The following is a 15714-nucleotide window of genomic DNA, read 5'->3' on the forward strand; positions in this document are numbered from 1 at the left end:
GGATAGCTCAAAGCCTCTGACGGCGTGAATCGCCTTGAATTGCGAGAGAAACAGCTTCGTCGGCACAAACACGATTCGTCTTGAGTCCGATTCGAAATTTTTCTACCCTCCGAAGCCGACCGACGATTTCATGCGTCGAGCGTTCGATGCTACCAACGGTTCAAAGGAGTGACCGAGATGCCCTTTCCACGATTCTTGACCCCCATTCGATTCGGCTATTGCCTAGCACTTGTCAGCGTTATCGCCCTCGCCAGCACGGTCCGCAGCGTCGCCGCAGCGGACAGCTCGGACGGCATCGTTGCGGTCGTCAACGCCGAACCGATCACTCAAAAGATGCTGGCCGATGCCTCCGTCACGCGATACGGCAAGGACGTATTGGACAACGTCATCAACCGCCAATTGATCATGCAGGCCTGCAACGAGAAAGGGCTGCAGGTCAGCGAACAAGAAGTCGCAGAAGAGATCAATCGGATTGCGGCAAAGTTCAAGCTCACGACTCCAGACTACTTGAAACTGCTGGACGAAGAGCGAGACATCACACCGGGTCGCTATGCCCGCGAGATCATCTGGCCGATGTTGGCGCTCCGCAAATTGGTCGCCGGCCAAGTCGAACCGACCCAACAAGAATTCAATGAAGCCTATCTGGCGCAGTTCGGTGAGGCGGTCAAGTGCCGCATGATCATGGTCGCCGACAAAACCAAGGCGGATTCACTGCACCGTGAAGCCGTCGCCAACCCGGCCGGTTTCGGTAATCTCGCCAAAATGAACAGCGAAGACGAAACCAGCGCCAGCGTCGGCGGATTGATCCCACCCATCCGTCGCTACACCGGCGACTCACGTTTGGAGGAAGCCGCATTTGCGTTGAAGGACAACGAAGTCTCGCCGCTGATTCAAATCGCCGACCAGTGGATGTTCCTGCAAGCCGTGCGACGCATCCCCGCAGCGACACCACCAACCAACGAAATGCCCGCTATCCGCGAACAAATCGTGGATCGCATTCGTGATCAAAAAATCCGTGGCGCCGCCGGTGAGTTGTTTGCCAAGTTGCAACGCGATGCCAATGTGTCCAAAGTATTCGGCAACGCAGACCTGCAAGCCAAGTTTCCAGGCGTCGCTGCAATCGTCAACGAACAACGCATCACGATCTCCGCTCTCGCATCGGAGTGTGTCAAACGTCACGGCGGCGATGTCCTGGAAGGCGAGATCAATCGAAAACTGTTGACGCAGGGACTCAAAAAAGCCGGCAAACAGGTCTCGCAGCCCGACATCGATCAGGAAATCGCCAAAGCGGCGATCACCTACGGATTCATCGGTGAGGACGGTAAACCCAACATCGCTGCCTGGATGGAATCGGTCACCAGTGACGGACAAACCACGCCTGCGATCTACATCCAAGATTCCGTCTGGCCAAGCGTCGCACTTCGCAAACTGGTCGAAGACGAAATCAAGATCACGGAGCAAGACGTCAAGCAGGGATTTGAGTCGTCCTACGGCGAACGAGCCGAGATCCTGGCGATCGTGCTGTCCGATCAACGCACCGCACAAAAGGTTTGGAAGATGGCTCGTGACAATCCGTCGGAAGAGTTCTTCGGACGTTTGGCCGAACAGTACAGTGTCGAACCCGTTTCAGCCAGCAACCGAGGTAAGGTACCGCCGATCCGCCAACACAGCGGTCAGCCATTGATCGAGCGAGAAGCCTTTGCACTCAAACCGGGAGAACTCAGTGGGATCATCGCCACGGCGGACAAATACATCGTGCTCAAGAGCCAAGGGCGCACGACACCGTACGTGACGGACCTGGAGGCTGTGCGATCAGAGTTGGTCAACGAACTGACCGAACGAAAGACGGCCGCCGCGATGGCATCGACCTTCGATCGATTGAAGACGTCTGCTGAAATCGACAACTACTTCATCGCCGCCAAAGAAATCGCCGCCACAGCACAACGCTGACCAAATGTACGTCAGGCTTTCTAGCCTGACACGCAACATGTACGTCAGGCTTTCTAGCCTGACATACAGCACTGAATTGTCAGGCTAGAAAGCCTGACGTACGTCTCGAAATCTAGTTTCTCGTCACCGTCTCGTACAGATTCAAAACGGCACGGGCAACGGATGTCCAAGCGGCCAGTTCTGTCGCCGGGACCGACACATGAGTATTTTTGGCCATCCGGTCGGCATCGGCCGGATGATCGGCGAAGTGTTTTCTCTCGCTGAGCAGCAACCGGTTCAACGTATCCAGCTCACCCTGGGTTGCTTTCCGTCCCGTTGCCCTGCCGAACATGGAATGCAGCCGTTGCATGTCATCGAGTCCGTTTTCGTCCAGACAGACTTCGGCCAATCCGGTCGCCACACGGAACATCGTGGGATCATTCAGCAAGACCAGGGCTTCCAATGGCGTGTTGGATCTTGGTCTCTCCGCTGTGCATTCTTCTCTGCTGGGTGCATCCATCGCCTTGAGCATCGGATGCAAGAACTGACGCTGCCAGTGAACGTAGACGCCGCGACGCCACTGTTTTTCTCCCGTGTCTGATTGATATCGCCGCTGAGGGAAATTCAGATGGCGATAATAGCCGACCGGCTGATACGGTTTGATGCTCGCACCGCCGACCCGGTGCACCAGTTGATCACTGATCGCCAGCACATGATCCCGCACCATCTCCGCCGGCAACCGATACCGAGACTGACGCGCAAAAAGCTCGTTGTACGGATCACGCGACAGCATCGATTCGCTCACGACGGACGACTGCCGATACGATCGCGAGAGCACCAGTCGCCGCAGAAAATGTTTGATGTCCCAGCCGCTCTGAACGAAGTCCAACGCCAACTGATCGAGCAATTCAGGATGCGTCGGTGGGGAACCTTGTCCGCCAAAATCCGCCAGTGAGTTCGACAGACCGCGACCGAACATCAAGTACCAAAACCGATTCACAAAAACCCGTGCGGTCAAACCGCCCACGCCATTCTGCGGATCGACCAGCCATTGAGCCAAGTCCAACCGGGTCGGACGCCGATCAACGACATCGATGGCGGGCAAAAACTCAGGGACACGCGGCTGCATGATGGGGCCGCTGTCGTCGAGCCAGTTGCCGCGAGGCAGCAGACGCACCTCGCGAGGCTGCGTCGCCCTTGTGATCATGGTGCGTCGCTTGGATTTCTCTAATCGATCACGCAACTCGATCAGTTGAGCGAGTCGCGACCCCGGTTCGGGTTCACTTGTTTGAGGACTCGTTTTTTCGATCTCAGACTCGATCTGCTGCAACCACTGGCGTTGCCATGGACTGAGCACTGCGATTTCAGGATCGCGACGCGTGGGCAAGCTGTTGGTGCCGTTCTTGAAATGTGCTGCTTCATCAATGTCCGCAAAGAACGCTGACATCGCATAGAAATCGTCGATGCGGTACGGATCATATTTGTGATCGTGACATTGTGCACAGCCAACCGTCGCACCCATCCAAACCGCGGAAACATTGCGTATCCGATCGGCTGCATAGATCGCCAAGTACTCCTTGGGTTGCACGCCACCTTCGTGAGACGTTTGCAGCAATCGGTTGTAGCCCGTTGCGATGATCTGGTCGGTCGTCGGATCGGGCAACAGATCGCCCGCCAACTGTTCGATCGTGAATCGATCCAGCGGCACGTTCGCGTTGAGCGAATCGATGACGTAGTCGCGATAGGGCGAGATGTTGTGGTCTTGATCTCCGTGATACCCGACGGTATCTGCATATCGAACCAAGTCCAGCCAGTAGACGGCCATCCGTTCACCGTAGGCGGGTGACGCAAACAAGTGGTCGACATGTCGTCGATAGTTTTCTTCGGTCGGATCGGCGACGAACGCCGCGACCTGCTCGGCCGTGGGCGGCAATCCTGTCAAATCAAAGCTCACACGTCGAATCAACGTCGCAGGGTCAGCGTCAGGGGCGGGCCGTAGGCTCTGTTTCTCCAGCGGTGCCAAGATGAATCGGTCCAGCGGATCGTTTGCCCAATCCGTGTCAACGATGTCGGGCGGCGCGTGTTGCCGCGGTGGCACGTAAGCCCAATAAGGATCGTACGGCGCACCCTCTCGGATCCATTGCCCGATCATTTCCATTTGTTCGGGCGTGAGTTTCTTTCCGCTATCGGGAGGCGGCATCAACTCATCGGGATCCTCCGACGCGATCCGCCGCCAAGCTTCGCTCTGCGTCAAGTCACCACCGATGAACGCGTCCTCGTGTGCTTGCTCGGCCACGTCCAATCGCAAGTCGGCTTCGCGATGCGCCGAGTCGGGGCCGTGGCAATAAAAGCACGCGTCCGAAAGGATCGGGCGGATGTCGCGATTGAAGGACCAGTGAGTTTGCTGGCCAGGATCCCCAGGTTCACCGGCGACGCCCAGACTGACGAATAGAAAACAACACGCGAGCGTGACGATTGAATGGCCGATGTGACGAGACATGGATCGAGATCGGATCAGACGGAGGAAAAAACGGGCAACGCGGTTCCCGATGCGTTGAACTTCATCCTTCCATCATACTCCACAAGCCAACGCCCCCGTGCAGACACCCGCCCCCGCTTTGGGGAGTCACGCGTGGTGCGGTCGCTGAAAAGCAACTACACTGTTCGGATGATCTCTGGGCAATTTGCCGCCCGATCGTGCTTGGGCGTTTTCTAATCTTCAAAGGAATGCGAACGTGGAGTTCATCGAACTGACTGGAAAGACATTGTTGGACGTCGTCAACGAAGGCGAGATTGATTTCAAGCAGTTGCACGACGCCGGCGTCACGGGCGACTCGATCGTCCGCATCAACAAGTTTGGCGAAATCGAGCTTCGCGCCCCAACTCAGTGGACGCTCGTGGGAGGCTTGATCGGCAATTTCGAAGACCGCTTGCGAAAGATGACGGGCTTGGATTGGGTCTAGTTCTGGTAGGTCATGCTGTGCATGACGAGATACGGTACGCCCGCCCACAAGCCCGGTGGCTTGTCTTCGGGAAAAACTCTCGGTGATGACACTTGGCCGATCGTCTGCTGATACGATCACCATCAGTTTTGCTCGACTCTATTTCGCAAGGACAATTGCATGAAACGCGTTTATAGAATCTTGGCTTCAGCGGTGGTGATCGGTGCCCTTCTTGGTGGTTGCACGATCGCCTCCGCAGCCGACGTTTACGACTACGATGGAGTCCATTCTTCCGTCAGCTTCAAGGCCCGGCATCTGGACATCAGTTGGATTCATGGCCGGTTCAATGATGTCTCTGGTGCGTTTTCACTTGACCGTGAGGAACCTTCCAAATCAACGTTCTCCCTGGTCATTCAAGCTGACAGCGTAGACACCGCTAATGAAGCACGCGACAAGCACTTGCGTCAACCGGATTACTTCGACACTAAGCAATACCCAACGATCGAGTTCAAAAGCACCAGTACGAAAGCCATCGATGGTGGATACGAAGTGACGGGTGACTTTACGATGCACGGCACGACAAAGGAGATCACTTTGGTGCTGAAGGGTGGAGAGGAACATGTCTTCAAAGACATCAAACGGGTCGCGTTTTCCACTGAGCTGTCTCTGAAGCGAAGTGATTACGGGTTCGATCCAAAAGCGATCGGTCCCATCGGAGACAAGGTGCTGATCATGATTGATTGCGAAGGCGTACAGAAGTAACGAATGCCAGAGCCCCTGCTCTACGCGAAAGCAATGGGAGTTGCGGCAATCACCAGCTCCGTTTTCGTTTTTGTGATCATTGCGTTGCGAAAATCAGTCAGCACGGCAGGGCTTAATGCTGTGTGTGTCTTCGGGCTACGGCTGGGTCTGGTGACGGGCTACGCTTGGTTAGGTATTAGCCGATCGTGGCCCCCAACCAGTGGCCTCGATCGGCTGTTGATGATTGTGGTACCGATGACGTTGTGTGTCGAGCTGATTGCGGGGGCACGCTTGCTGCCAACCGCCGTCTCTTGGCTGTTGCGTTTTGGAGTTGCAATCACAGTGCCACCTATCCTGCTCCAAAATTCCGTCTATTTGAGCAGCACGGACGACTGGACATCGTGGCAGGCAATCACGGTGTTGGTCATTGCGTTGGCAATGGTGTGGGGCACATTGTCGTACATCACACATCGTAGCGGTGGAATCTCCATTGCATTTGCGATTTGCTTAGCGATTCAGTGCGCCGGTGCGACGGTAATGATGGCGGGATACATCAATGGTGGCGCCGCGGCGATCCCGCTAGCTGCGACCCTGTTCGGTGTATCCGTCGCGCCGTGCTTGTCTCCAAGATATATGCGAAGAGATCACGAGGTTCGCTTACCGAACGGCTTCCTAGCGTCTGCCATCATCGGCATAGGCGTGGTTGGTTTGTTTGGCCTGCTGTTCGTCGGCCGGTTCTTCGGTGAGATCTCGACCATGCCGGCGCTCACCATCTTGATCGCGCCACTGCTGTGCTGCGTAAGCGAGGCTCCGAAGATTCGCGATCGAAAGCCTTGGATCGTCGCCTCGTTGAGTCTCATTCTCGTCGCAATCCCATTGATGGTTGTGCTGATTGCCGCCAATCGGGAATTTGACCGCGAAATGCTGCCACTACTGGGACACGAATTCGTCAAACCGGAAGGCAATCAGAGCAACGAGAGATCTTGACGCCGGGAACACACGCATTGCTCCCGGGAGCATGGAAAAAGCCCCCGCTTATTGCTCGCCGTAGTGACCTTCATCGTGAAACAGTGCACGTCGACCGTCACCCCGAGTGATCAGGTGATAGATAGCCCAGGGGAACTGGACGCGGTGAGGACGAGGCACAGCCAACCTTGGAGCGGACGCCGATCAAACGGCAATTGAATCTAGAGCCGCCGAAAACTCAATGCAAGGCCTGACCCCAGCGAAGCTTTCTCCCAGTGAAGCTTTCTCCATCAAAGAGGCCTGACCCCTTGGACTCTTCCTTTGACCCTTCGCAGATGGGTACTTCTGGGGTACTTTTGCCAGTGCCTGCCCGGCGATCTTTGCGACGGTTTCGCACCTTTTCAGGTTCCAGTCGACGGAAAAAATGCGTAGGGACTCAATCGTGAGTGGACTCGAAAATGACCCGTTCCACCTGTACGCTTCACATTTTCGAGTCGTCAATTGGTGGACGCAGTGTGCGATTCGCAAGTCGATGGCTAGGTTTGGCCGCCTCGTTTAGCTCATCAAAGAGGCCTGACCCCTTTGACCCTAAAGAGGCCTGTGATTCAATCAGGGATTCAGTTCAACAAGGAAGACCATGGCAATGGAAACTCCAGCGGAAGTCTACTGCTGCAGACGGTTAAAACGCTTCGTGCTCTCTTTCAAAGCCGAGCACGCTCGTGTTCCAAACATTGGTGACAAGCTTAGCAGCTTCTGCTGATCAATCGTCATCCTTGTCCAATCTGTGTTTGGAGTTCGCCGCGGGAGATTGATAGTAAACTCGCACAGCGGACACGACGGTGATTTCCGACCGCATGGGCAGTTCTTTGGCTTGGACATCGCCGTCCGCGTTCAGCCCTTGGTAGTAGGTGTTCTTGGGACGAAATGTGCGGATCATTGGTGTGTCCCGCCAATTTGCATTCGAGCTGTATTGCTCCCCGTAGTCATTCTCGAATTCAACGTACATCGATTGCGGATAGTAGGCATTGGTTGACTCTTGAATGTTGATGACGGGAGGTTTTTGATCGCCAAACACTGCCAGCATTACCTTTGCTTTTTCCTGTGCCGCCTGGATGGCATGAGACCTCGCCCTGGATTTCGCATCGTCGATTTCCTTGCTCCAATAATCGAATGCGATAATGTCTGTCACACCGTTTGCAAACGCGATCTTGATCGCCCGCATGGCTTCGGCATCATCTTTGACCGAAACATGCAGGTTGGATTGCATGAGATAGCCAGACTTCCTTTCCACAGCGACATTCTTGCCGCGAACCTCTTCCAGTTCGAATTCATAGCGTGGCAGCACGGAAATGAAATCATCGACAATCTCATCCATCTGCACGCCCATTTCTTGCCAACCCTTCTTAAGCGCCGCGACGGACGATTCGATTTCTGTCATGCATTCAACAGAGGTTTTTCCTTCTGCGGTGACGGCTAACACGATACGAATTTCCGTCGGCTTGATTCGTAGTTCCGCTTTGCCTTCGATCGTAATGAATCCTTCGGCGACCTCCGGGCTGAGAGGCGTAAATTGGCCACCGGCGGCGCCGTGACCGCCGACATGCGAGACGCCCCCACGGGCACCGCTAAACTGGGCCGCCAGTTGAGAATGCGGTGCGATGATGAGCATCACAACCAGGGAGGTGCAAACGAGTTTTGGGACATGCATGATTGATTTCTCCGTAGGATTAGCGAGGGAACGGGCATCGCCGATTAGCGACGGCGAACGTCATTCTATCTCACAAGTTGCGGAGAACAGGGTGCCCATAATCTGGACGCTCTCTCAAGATCGATACACCAGTTGCGGCTACAATTCACCGCGTTGCATGCGTATGACAGTTAGCACCAAGCAGACCACGACGTCACACCGGACCGTATCTATTGGCGAAACTGTTGCACCAACGCGGTCGCTTCGGCGCGCACGGCGGCGTCGCTCGAAATGGTCGCGACGCGTGCGAGAGCTGGCTCGGCCATGCGTCCGAATTGGCGGATCTGTTGCGGAATGTCGTAGGGCTGCATCTTTGGTTGATCCTTTTGAGTCATGGCATGCTGCTTGCGCTGACGGATGCTCTCGGCAACCGCCCCAATCATTTTCTGCTCTGATTCCGGTGACATCACTTCCATCCTGCCGACCAAGACGCGCAGTGTTTTTTCCGGTCGGGGCGAGATTTGCAGCGGCAACAACTCGTCGGTCGTTTGTTGAGGGACCAGATAAAGTACCCGCGTGCCTTGTTCGGTAAACCATGATTGTTGCCAAGTTTTAACCATCGATGCGGCCTCTTTTTCATAAAGCCCCTCTGCGACCAAGCAAGCTTTGACCATGTCTGCCAATTCCGCTTCGCTGATCGTCACGGGTGCATGAAACACGACGGATTGTCTTGCATCGATTTGGTCGAGTTTGGCTGCGGTGATTGAAGAATCATTGACGTCGATGTAAACCGCCGATCGAACTGGCAAGGCACCATCGTTCTGCACAACGATCTGGCCCGCTTCGAATCGTGTGGTGATCGGCAACTGAAATTTTCCGACTCCGCGATAGAACAAGAATTTTTCGAAGAATCCGGCTTCGCTGCCAAACGCACCGACTTTGCCACGAACGTGCACGAGTGCCGAGTCGGTATCCCGCGCTTCCGCGTAGTGTTGCTCATTGACGCCATGGGGCAAGAGGGCGGTCACCAAGTCAGACGTGATTTGCGATTGGCGATCAGAGTCCGTTGCATTGGGAACCAACTGCGAAATCGGGATCAGATCAACGGTTCCCCAATCCAGTTGAGAGTTTCCGATCTGTTCCCCTTTCCCGAAAATGTTTGTCTGGTCGATCGGCGGCAGCATTTCCTTCACCGGCGGATAGAACTCGGTCAGCAGACCCGCGGGGAATCCGACTTTCACATCGACGCTGCGAATTCGGTCGGTGTAGAAGTAGGTCACCGGCGTTTCCATGCGAACCTTTCCGAACAGCCGTGATTTTGTTAAAAGCGCCGCGGATGAGTACGCACCGCGGTCGAGCACGTAATTTGGCAGGTCGCTATGTTCGGTGGCCAACGGGCGAAAATCCATGTACACGCCATCACTGCCGGAGAACGTGGTGAAAGTTCCCCATTCATGCACGACGAAGTGGTCGGACCCCGCGCCGTGACGATCGTCATTGGCATTCTGCCGATCCAAGGGATCGCGCTCGGCAGACGACCAGGGAACTTGCGAGAAAAATATCACAGCAGAAAGTAAAACGCAGGCGACGACGAACTTACGCATCTCTGGTCTCCGGGGCGAAGGTAAATGCTGGTAGGTGAGCAAACGCGGGGCTAACATGGTCTCAGTCGCGTGAAATCAGTCTCCGGACCCGCTGAAAGTGGCGGCATGCCTGGAAATACAAAAGAAAAAAGTATTTGCCAATCTTCGGGACTTTTTGCCGGTCCAACGATAGGTCTCCGTCGTCTTGGATTTGCACAACAGACCTTCAGCTGCAACAGTCGCCTTGAATGAGAATGCGTCCCTGGGTCATCAGGTGTCTGAAACCATCGATGACGAACGTCCCAACCAGTTGGATATCCAAGTTTGGTATCGGAAGGTGTTTGCGCTGTGCCAGACGAAATTGATTTCAGCCAGTGACAGCGAAGACGCTACTCAGGAAACGTTCCTGCGCGCGATATCAAAATGGCACGAACTGAGATCCGGTGCGGCGTTGTCTGGATGGTTGCGACAGATTGCCCGGAATGTTTGTGTCGACATGATCCGCAGACAGCAGGTGCGCAGAACGGATGGCACCGATGTCGAAACCATTTCGGAAGTCAATGATGTTGACGGCGTCGTCCGGAGCGAAACCGGGGACCAATTGATGACTTTTATCAACGAATTGCCCGAAGCACATCGTGAAATCGTCTTGTTGCATTATTACGAGAACATGACCTACGACGACATCGCCGAATGGCTGGGCGTGGCCAGATCGACGGTCAACGAGCGTCTAAGCAAGGCTCGCAACACGCTCCGAAATCGGCTGGCGGCGACGGAGATCAAGTCATGACGGCCTGCGATGAGATTCGGTCATTGCTGAGCGCCATGATCGACAACGAATTGACCGCGGAACAGATGACACGGGCCAGCGATCATCTGCGTCAATGTTCTGCATGCCAAAGGGAATGGCAGTCCTTGAAATCGCTCGACGCACAGCTCCGCGAAAGATTGGTGCTGACTGGCGTTAACGGCAAATCGATTGTCGAAAAATTCGACAACCTACGCTCTGGTGATTCATCTGCGGATGACGATTTGAGGTCGCGGAGTCCGCTGGGTGCCAAGCGACCATCAACCGCAACGCCGGTATCGACCGCCACACCGCCTTTCGCAGAGAAACGCAATATTCGTAAAACATTGTTGGTGGTCGTCGCGATGGCTGCTTCACTGGTCGGTCTTCTTGCACTGCGTGATCAATTCGCGTGGATCTCGCCTGTGATGCCGCAGCAGAACGCCGAAGTCGACTCACTCGAGACCCCATCGTCGCGCGTCGTCGCGAGGTTGGTCCGCGCTACCGGTGTGGTTGAAATGCAGTTGCAAGGTAGTTCCCGATGGGATTCGGTGATGACCACGCCAGAAACGCCGCTCGTTCAGGGATGCCGACTGCGGACCGGCGACTCCGTCCTTTGCGAGATTGAGACGGCCGATCGTGCGAAGATTCGATTGAACGAAACTGGAGAAGTCGTGTTTCGAGATGCCGGAGAAATCGAATTGATCAAGGGGCAATTGTGGTGCTTGGCCTCGGAGCGTTCCGGAATCGAAATTGATCTGTCCGTTGAAAGCAAGCCGGTTCCTCAGATAGCGTCGTTTACCTGTCCGAGCGAATCGGAGTTTCAATGCCACACTAGTGATCAGGGAGCCTCGTGTGACTCAGTCTCGCTGGACAATTCGCTGGCCGAGATGTCCTATGGCGCTGAAACATGTCTGATTGAACCGGGGGAAACCGTCTCGATTAACGAGCAACGCCGAATCGCGAGGACTCCAAACGGAAGTGTGGACGCAAAGATTTGGCAGCTTCCTTTGTTGGCGGTCGGCGAATCGATTGACGGAGAACTGAGGTCCGCCCTGAATCGGCTTTTGGCGCCGATCGGGATGACCAAGGTGCGACATATGAACGAAGAACAGATTCGTCGACTGGGGCCGGCGGGGGCGATTCCGTTACTCGCATACGCCGTAACCGAAACCGGTGCCGATAATTTGCGTTTGAGGCAGACTGCGGTTTCATTGGCACACGACTTTGCCGATCAACGCTCGATCGAGTTACTCAAAAGATTGGCCGCCGATCCAGACAGCGTGATTTCCAGTCAGGCCGAACGAACATTGCAGCGGATTTCCCAATCATTGCAGTAGGTGGAACCTGTTGCGGACAGACCACTATGCCACTTTCACTTAGACATCGTGAGGACCAACGCACGATTCTTGCTCCGATGGTGTCGTGCTCTTGATGAGACCAGAAACCACCCTGTCACTTGGTATCACACGGTCTTCCGTGGTCACTTCATCCGCTGCGGAGCGAATGTAGAGTCATGCGTTTCCATCAGATAGCGAATTGCTTGTTTAAAGTTGGGTTTCATGTCGAACGAAAGAAACGGATACCACGATGGCTTCCGCTCTCCACGGAACCATGCGGTGTGCGCGATCGCATAAGCAAACATTGGCAGCGTCATGTATTCTGGTCGCTTCAGCGTTGTTCCGGGCCACAGGCTGTATTGACTGTCCCAGTTTCGCGGTAAGTTGCCGAGGAAGATTCCGAATCCGTGGAATACCGCTGTCAAATCGGTAAGCAACTCATTGTCGTACTCATTGCCGGACACTCGTTCTTCGCCCATCAACCGCAGGTGCGAGATTTCGTGAGCCATTGTTCCAACAAGTCCGATCAGATTGGACATTTCAGAAGTCTCAATGTGAATCACTGTTTTGTCGTGACGTTTGTCGTACAGGCCGGCCGCACCGATGGGCAAATACTTTCCGTCGTCATTCACGAGCCACAAATTGTTCTTGTTCTTGAACAGTTCTAATTCAACCCGATCTGGATCGACATCCATATATCGGCAAACTTGATCTAGCAGGTTTCGCACGCTCGCAAACGATCCGTCGATTGGGTCGGGAAAGAAGTCGCGTGTCGGCAGAATAAGAGCGCGGCGAGTGAAAGTCTCTTGGCCGAACTGCCCCGATAGCCAACGCAGTCGGCATTCGATCCATCGTTTTGCTTCAGCGTCAACCGGACACAGCGGTTTGAACCAACCGAACATGAACACTCAACTCCTTGGCGGACAGAGAGAAGTGCACCCGTCGTGGATCAAGTCGCCGACGTGCATCTCAATGGCTTAAGTGTAATTGTATTCTCGGGAACACGAATTGGGACTCATCAAACACGAACCAGTAGAAGTGCAAGCAAGCTAAACGGGGAGCGGTTCGTGATGGGGGACGGTTAAGCCTGACCATCGCGGATGTCTGTCTCCGTTGAGTGTTCGATGGGTGAAGATCAGTGGTTTTCCTTCTCCTGAAGAACAATCTGTTCCAGTGTACCCGATGGATCGTTCAGACGCGTGAATCGCAGTGTGGCATGCCCCCTCACCCCCTGCCCCTCACCCCCAAGATTTTCGCGACGTCGTCATTGGAGATGGTTGGCTCCTCGCGCGAAGATGTTGGGGGAGAGGGGAGCCAGATTTGAAGGTGCGAGGGGAGCTCGTTTTTTATGTGGCTCCATTGAGGCCATGAAAAAACGCCTTGCGGAACATGGGTTCTGCAAGGCGTTCTTTCGTTTTCAGCGGAGGACACGGGACTCGAACCCGCAGCCCCTTACGGGGTACCTCAGTTCCAGTGAGGCCGCTCACCAATTCGCTTATCCTCCGGAGCACCAGTAGTTTAGCCGGTTCAAACCGGGTTCGACTAGTGCGGTGAATCAGACAATCTGAACGGCCGTCAGGTTCTGCTTGTCGGCCGGTTGAGTGTCTGTTTTTACAGGGACGTCTTGGCGCCGCTGATCAGTTTGATGAACTCTTCGTTGCTGTCGAAACGCGCCAGTTGTTTGGTCAGTTGCTCCATCGCATCACAGGGGTGCATGCTGGAGAGCGTTCGACGCAGCATCGTGACGGCTTCGTAGGTTTCTTCGTCGTGCAGCAGTTCTTCGCGACGCGTTCCGCTTTGGGAAATGTCGATCGATGGCCACACGCGGCGGTCTGCCAAGCGTCGATCCAGGACGACTTCCATGTTACCGGTGCCCTTGAACTCCTGGAAAATCGCTTCGTCCATCCGGCTGTTGGTGTCGACCAAGCAGGTTCCCACGATCGTCAGCGAGCCGCCTTCTTGGAAAGCGCGCGCGGTGGCGAAAAGTTTCTTGGGGATGTCCATCGCTTTGATGTCCAAGCCGCCCGACATGGTAGCACCGCCGCGACCGCCACGGCCGACCCACTTGTTGAAGGCACGTGCCAGGCGGGTGATGGAGTCGAGCATCAGGAAGACATCTTGCCCGAGTTCGGCCAAGCGACGTGCCCGGTCGATCACGAGCTGGCTCAACCGAACATGGCTTTCCACGTCCATGTCGAGGCTGCTGGCGATGACTTCGCCGCCCAGCACGTTGCGTTTCATGTCCGTGACTTCTTCGGGCCGCTCGTCGATCAGCAGCACCATCAGTTTCAGATCGGGGTGGTTGTGAGAGATCCCAGCGGCGATGTCCTGCAGCATGACCGTCTTTCCGCTTCGCGGTGGAGCGACGATCAGGGCCCGCTGGCCTTTGCCCAAGGGTGCCAGCAGGTCGATCACGCGGTTGGTGATCGGGCGTTTTGCGGTTTCCAGATTCAGCCAGCATTCGGGGTTGATCGGCGTCAACGCGTCGAACGATTTGACCTCTGGGTAATCCTCCGGTTTGAGGCCATCGACGTCCAGGATCTCACGGACCCGAGGTCCTTGCTGGCGTCGTGCCTGCTGCATCAGAGCTTTGATGTAAACACCCTGGCGCAGTCCGAATCGCTCGATCATCGTGCCTGGGACGAAGGCATCGGTGCGTTCGCGGGAGTAGTTGTTGTCTCGGCTGCGGAGGAAACCATAGCCATTGGGGTGCATTTCCAGGATGCCTTCGCATTCCTCCAGCGGTGCATCACTGGGGATATCTGCTGGTTCGCCACCACCATTGTTGTTTGGTCCGCTGGGTCCACCGGGGCTTCCGCCGCGACGTCGTCTGCGGGTGCGTGGTTTGCTGCCGCCGCCTCCGCTACCGCCGCCCGAATTACCGCCGGGTTGACCGTTGGAACCTGATCCGCGACGAGGGGTCCGTTTCTTTTTCGCCATGTGTCGTCCAGAGTCGCTGATGATTTCGAGTCTCGCCAGGGGCGAAGAGCAATTGGGAGGTCAGAGAACCGGTGAGTTCTGTGTGGCCCGGGACGAAATCAGCAGCGTGTCCATTGAAGAAAACCGCATTTCAGTTAAATGAAATCCCGTCGAAAGATCTGCGGTTATTGATCGATCGAGGGTGTTCGAAACAAAGAGAGTTCGTGAACAGGTTGCGAGGACGAGTGTTCGCCGACGCGGTTGCAGTGCTTCACTGCGGCGTTTCACTGCGGGGTTTCACTGCGAGTAAGTCATTTGTGGCCATGAGGATGTCTCATGGAGAATCTCATCGGTGCCACGAAGTGCCGTTTCCAAGCCGCTTGATGGCCCGATTTGGATCAAGTCGCACAGACGGAACCAATTGTTTCGTCGTGCCCTATCCCCGAGTCACTTCGTTGCGTTCACTCCAACCAATCCGTTGTGGATTCTGTGCCCTGATAGGGGCTCAAATCTGGCCAACGCTACCGCTGTGCCCCAACCTGGAGAGCGACAGCATGTTGAATGAATGTTTCCCAAATCAATCGACCCGATCCAGTTGCTTCTTCGGTGAAGCGTGATCGTAGAAAGTCCGGGGTTCGATGCCGAAATGGCAATGGTGTTCCTTGTTGCATCATCGCTGACATCCGCTTTTTCCCTCTGTCGTCGCGATTGAGGAATCGCGGAGGAAACAGGCCGTCTCTTGTAATTCTATACGCTGACGGAACGGGGCGTCCAGAGAAGACGCAATCAAGTGAACTCGGGCAAGCTGGATTGAGCTGGT

At 55.3% G+C, this 15714-nt stretch carries 11 protein-coding genes and 1 tRNA gene; 6 read left to right on the forward strand and 6 right to left on the reverse strand.

Annotated elements, in window-relative coordinates:
- The first annotated feature begins 177 nt into the window (after positions 1-177).
- Positions 178-1950 (forward strand): peptidylprolyl isomerase, encoded by a 1773-nt coding sequence (locus Pla52nx_RS05000; protein ID WP_146519948.1) that lies wholly within the window; start codon positions 178-180, stop codon positions 1948-1950.
- 112 nt (positions 1951-2062) lie between these two features.
- Here Pla52nx_RS05000 and Pla52nx_RS05005 read toward each other — a convergent pair whose 3' ends face one another.
- Positions 2063-4429 carry a PSD1 and planctomycete cytochrome C domain-containing protein gene (locus Pla52nx_RS05005; protein WP_146519947.1) on the reverse strand — a complete coding sequence of 789 codons (2367 nt, stop codon included), beginning with the start codon at positions 4427-4429 and terminating at the stop codon, positions 2063-2065.
- A gap of 235 nt (positions 4430-4664) precedes the next feature.
- On the opposite strand from Pla52nx_RS05005, the gene Pla52nx_RS05010 reads away from it, so the two are divergent.
- From Pla52nx_RS05010 to Pla52nx_RS05020, 3 genes are all read left to right on the forward strand, one after another.
- Positions 4665-4892, forward strand: a complete 228-nt coding sequence (locus tag Pla52nx_RS05010; protein ID WP_146519946.1) for a hypothetical protein — start codon at positions 4665-4667, stop codon at positions 4890-4892.
- Between the two features lie 159 nt (positions 4893-5051).
- Positions 5052-5633, forward strand: a complete 582-nt coding sequence (locus Pla52nx_RS05015) for a YceI family protein (protein ID WP_146519945.1) — start codon at positions 5052-5054, stop codon at positions 5631-5633.
- A 3-nt stretch (positions 5634-5636) separates the two neighbouring features.
- Positions 5637-6599, forward strand: a complete 963-nt coding sequence (locus tag Pla52nx_RS05020) for a hypothetical protein (protein ID WP_146519944.1) — start codon at positions 5637-5639, stop codon at positions 6597-6599.
- Positions 6600-7338: 739 nt separating this feature from the next.
- Here the strand turns inward: Pla52nx_RS05020 and Pla52nx_RS05025 are convergent.
- Both Pla52nx_RS05025 and Pla52nx_RS05030 read right to left on the reverse strand, forming a co-directional pair.
- Positions 7339-8286: an SIMPL domain-containing protein gene (locus Pla52nx_RS05025; protein ID WP_146519943.1), complete on the reverse strand. Its 948-nt coding sequence runs from the start codon at positions 8284-8286 to the stop codon at positions 7339-7341.
- Positions 8287-8495: 209 nt separating this feature from the next.
- On the reverse strand, positions 8496-9869 hold the full coding sequence (locus Pla52nx_RS05030; RefSeq protein ID WP_146519942.1) for a hypothetical protein: 1374 nt from the start codon (positions 9867-9869) through the stop codon (positions 8496-8498).
- Between the two features lie 253 nt (positions 9870-10122).
- On the opposite strand from Pla52nx_RS05030, the gene Pla52nx_RS05035 reads away from it, so the two are divergent.
- Together Pla52nx_RS05035 and Pla52nx_RS05040 are read left to right on the forward strand one after the other, a co-directional pair.
- On the forward strand, positions 10123-10638 hold the full coding sequence (locus tag Pla52nx_RS05035; RefSeq protein WP_197454562.1) for an RNA polymerase sigma factor: 516 nt from the start codon (positions 10123-10125) through the stop codon (positions 10636-10638).
- The gene (locus Pla52nx_RS05040; protein ID WP_197454561.1) at positions 10635-11975 is read left to right on the forward strand and encodes an anti-sigma factor family protein; all 1341 of its coding nucleotides are present in this window, start codon (positions 10635-10637) and stop codon (positions 11973-11975) included. The genes Pla52nx_RS05035 and Pla52nx_RS05040 overlap by 4 nt, the downstream gene beginning before the upstream one ends.
- A gap of 143 nt (positions 11976-12118) precedes the next feature.
- On the opposite strand, the gene Pla52nx_RS05045 is transcribed toward Pla52nx_RS05040, so the two are convergent.
- From Pla52nx_RS05045 to rho, 3 genes are all read right to left on the reverse strand, one after another.
- Positions 12119-12877 carry a hypothetical protein gene (locus tag Pla52nx_RS05045; protein ID WP_146519939.1) on the reverse strand — a complete coding sequence of 253 codons (759 nt, stop codon included), beginning with the start codon at positions 12875-12877 and terminating at the stop codon, positions 12119-12121.
- A 519-nt stretch (positions 12878-13396) separates the two neighbouring features.
- A tRNA-Ser gene (locus tag Pla52nx_RS05050) sits at positions 13397-13479 on the reverse strand.
- A 107-nt stretch (positions 13480-13586) separates the two neighbouring features.
- Positions 13587-14915, reverse strand: a complete 1329-nt coding sequence (gene rho, locus Pla52nx_RS05055; protein ID WP_146519938.1) for a transcription termination factor Rho — start codon at positions 14913-14915, stop codon at positions 13587-13589.
- Positions 14916-15714 lie beyond the last annotated feature (799 nt).

The sequence above is a fragment of the Stieleria varia genome, from assembly GCF_038443385.1.
GTDB lineage: Bacteria > Planctomycetota > Planctomycetia > Pirellulales > Pirellulaceae > Stieleria > Stieleria varia.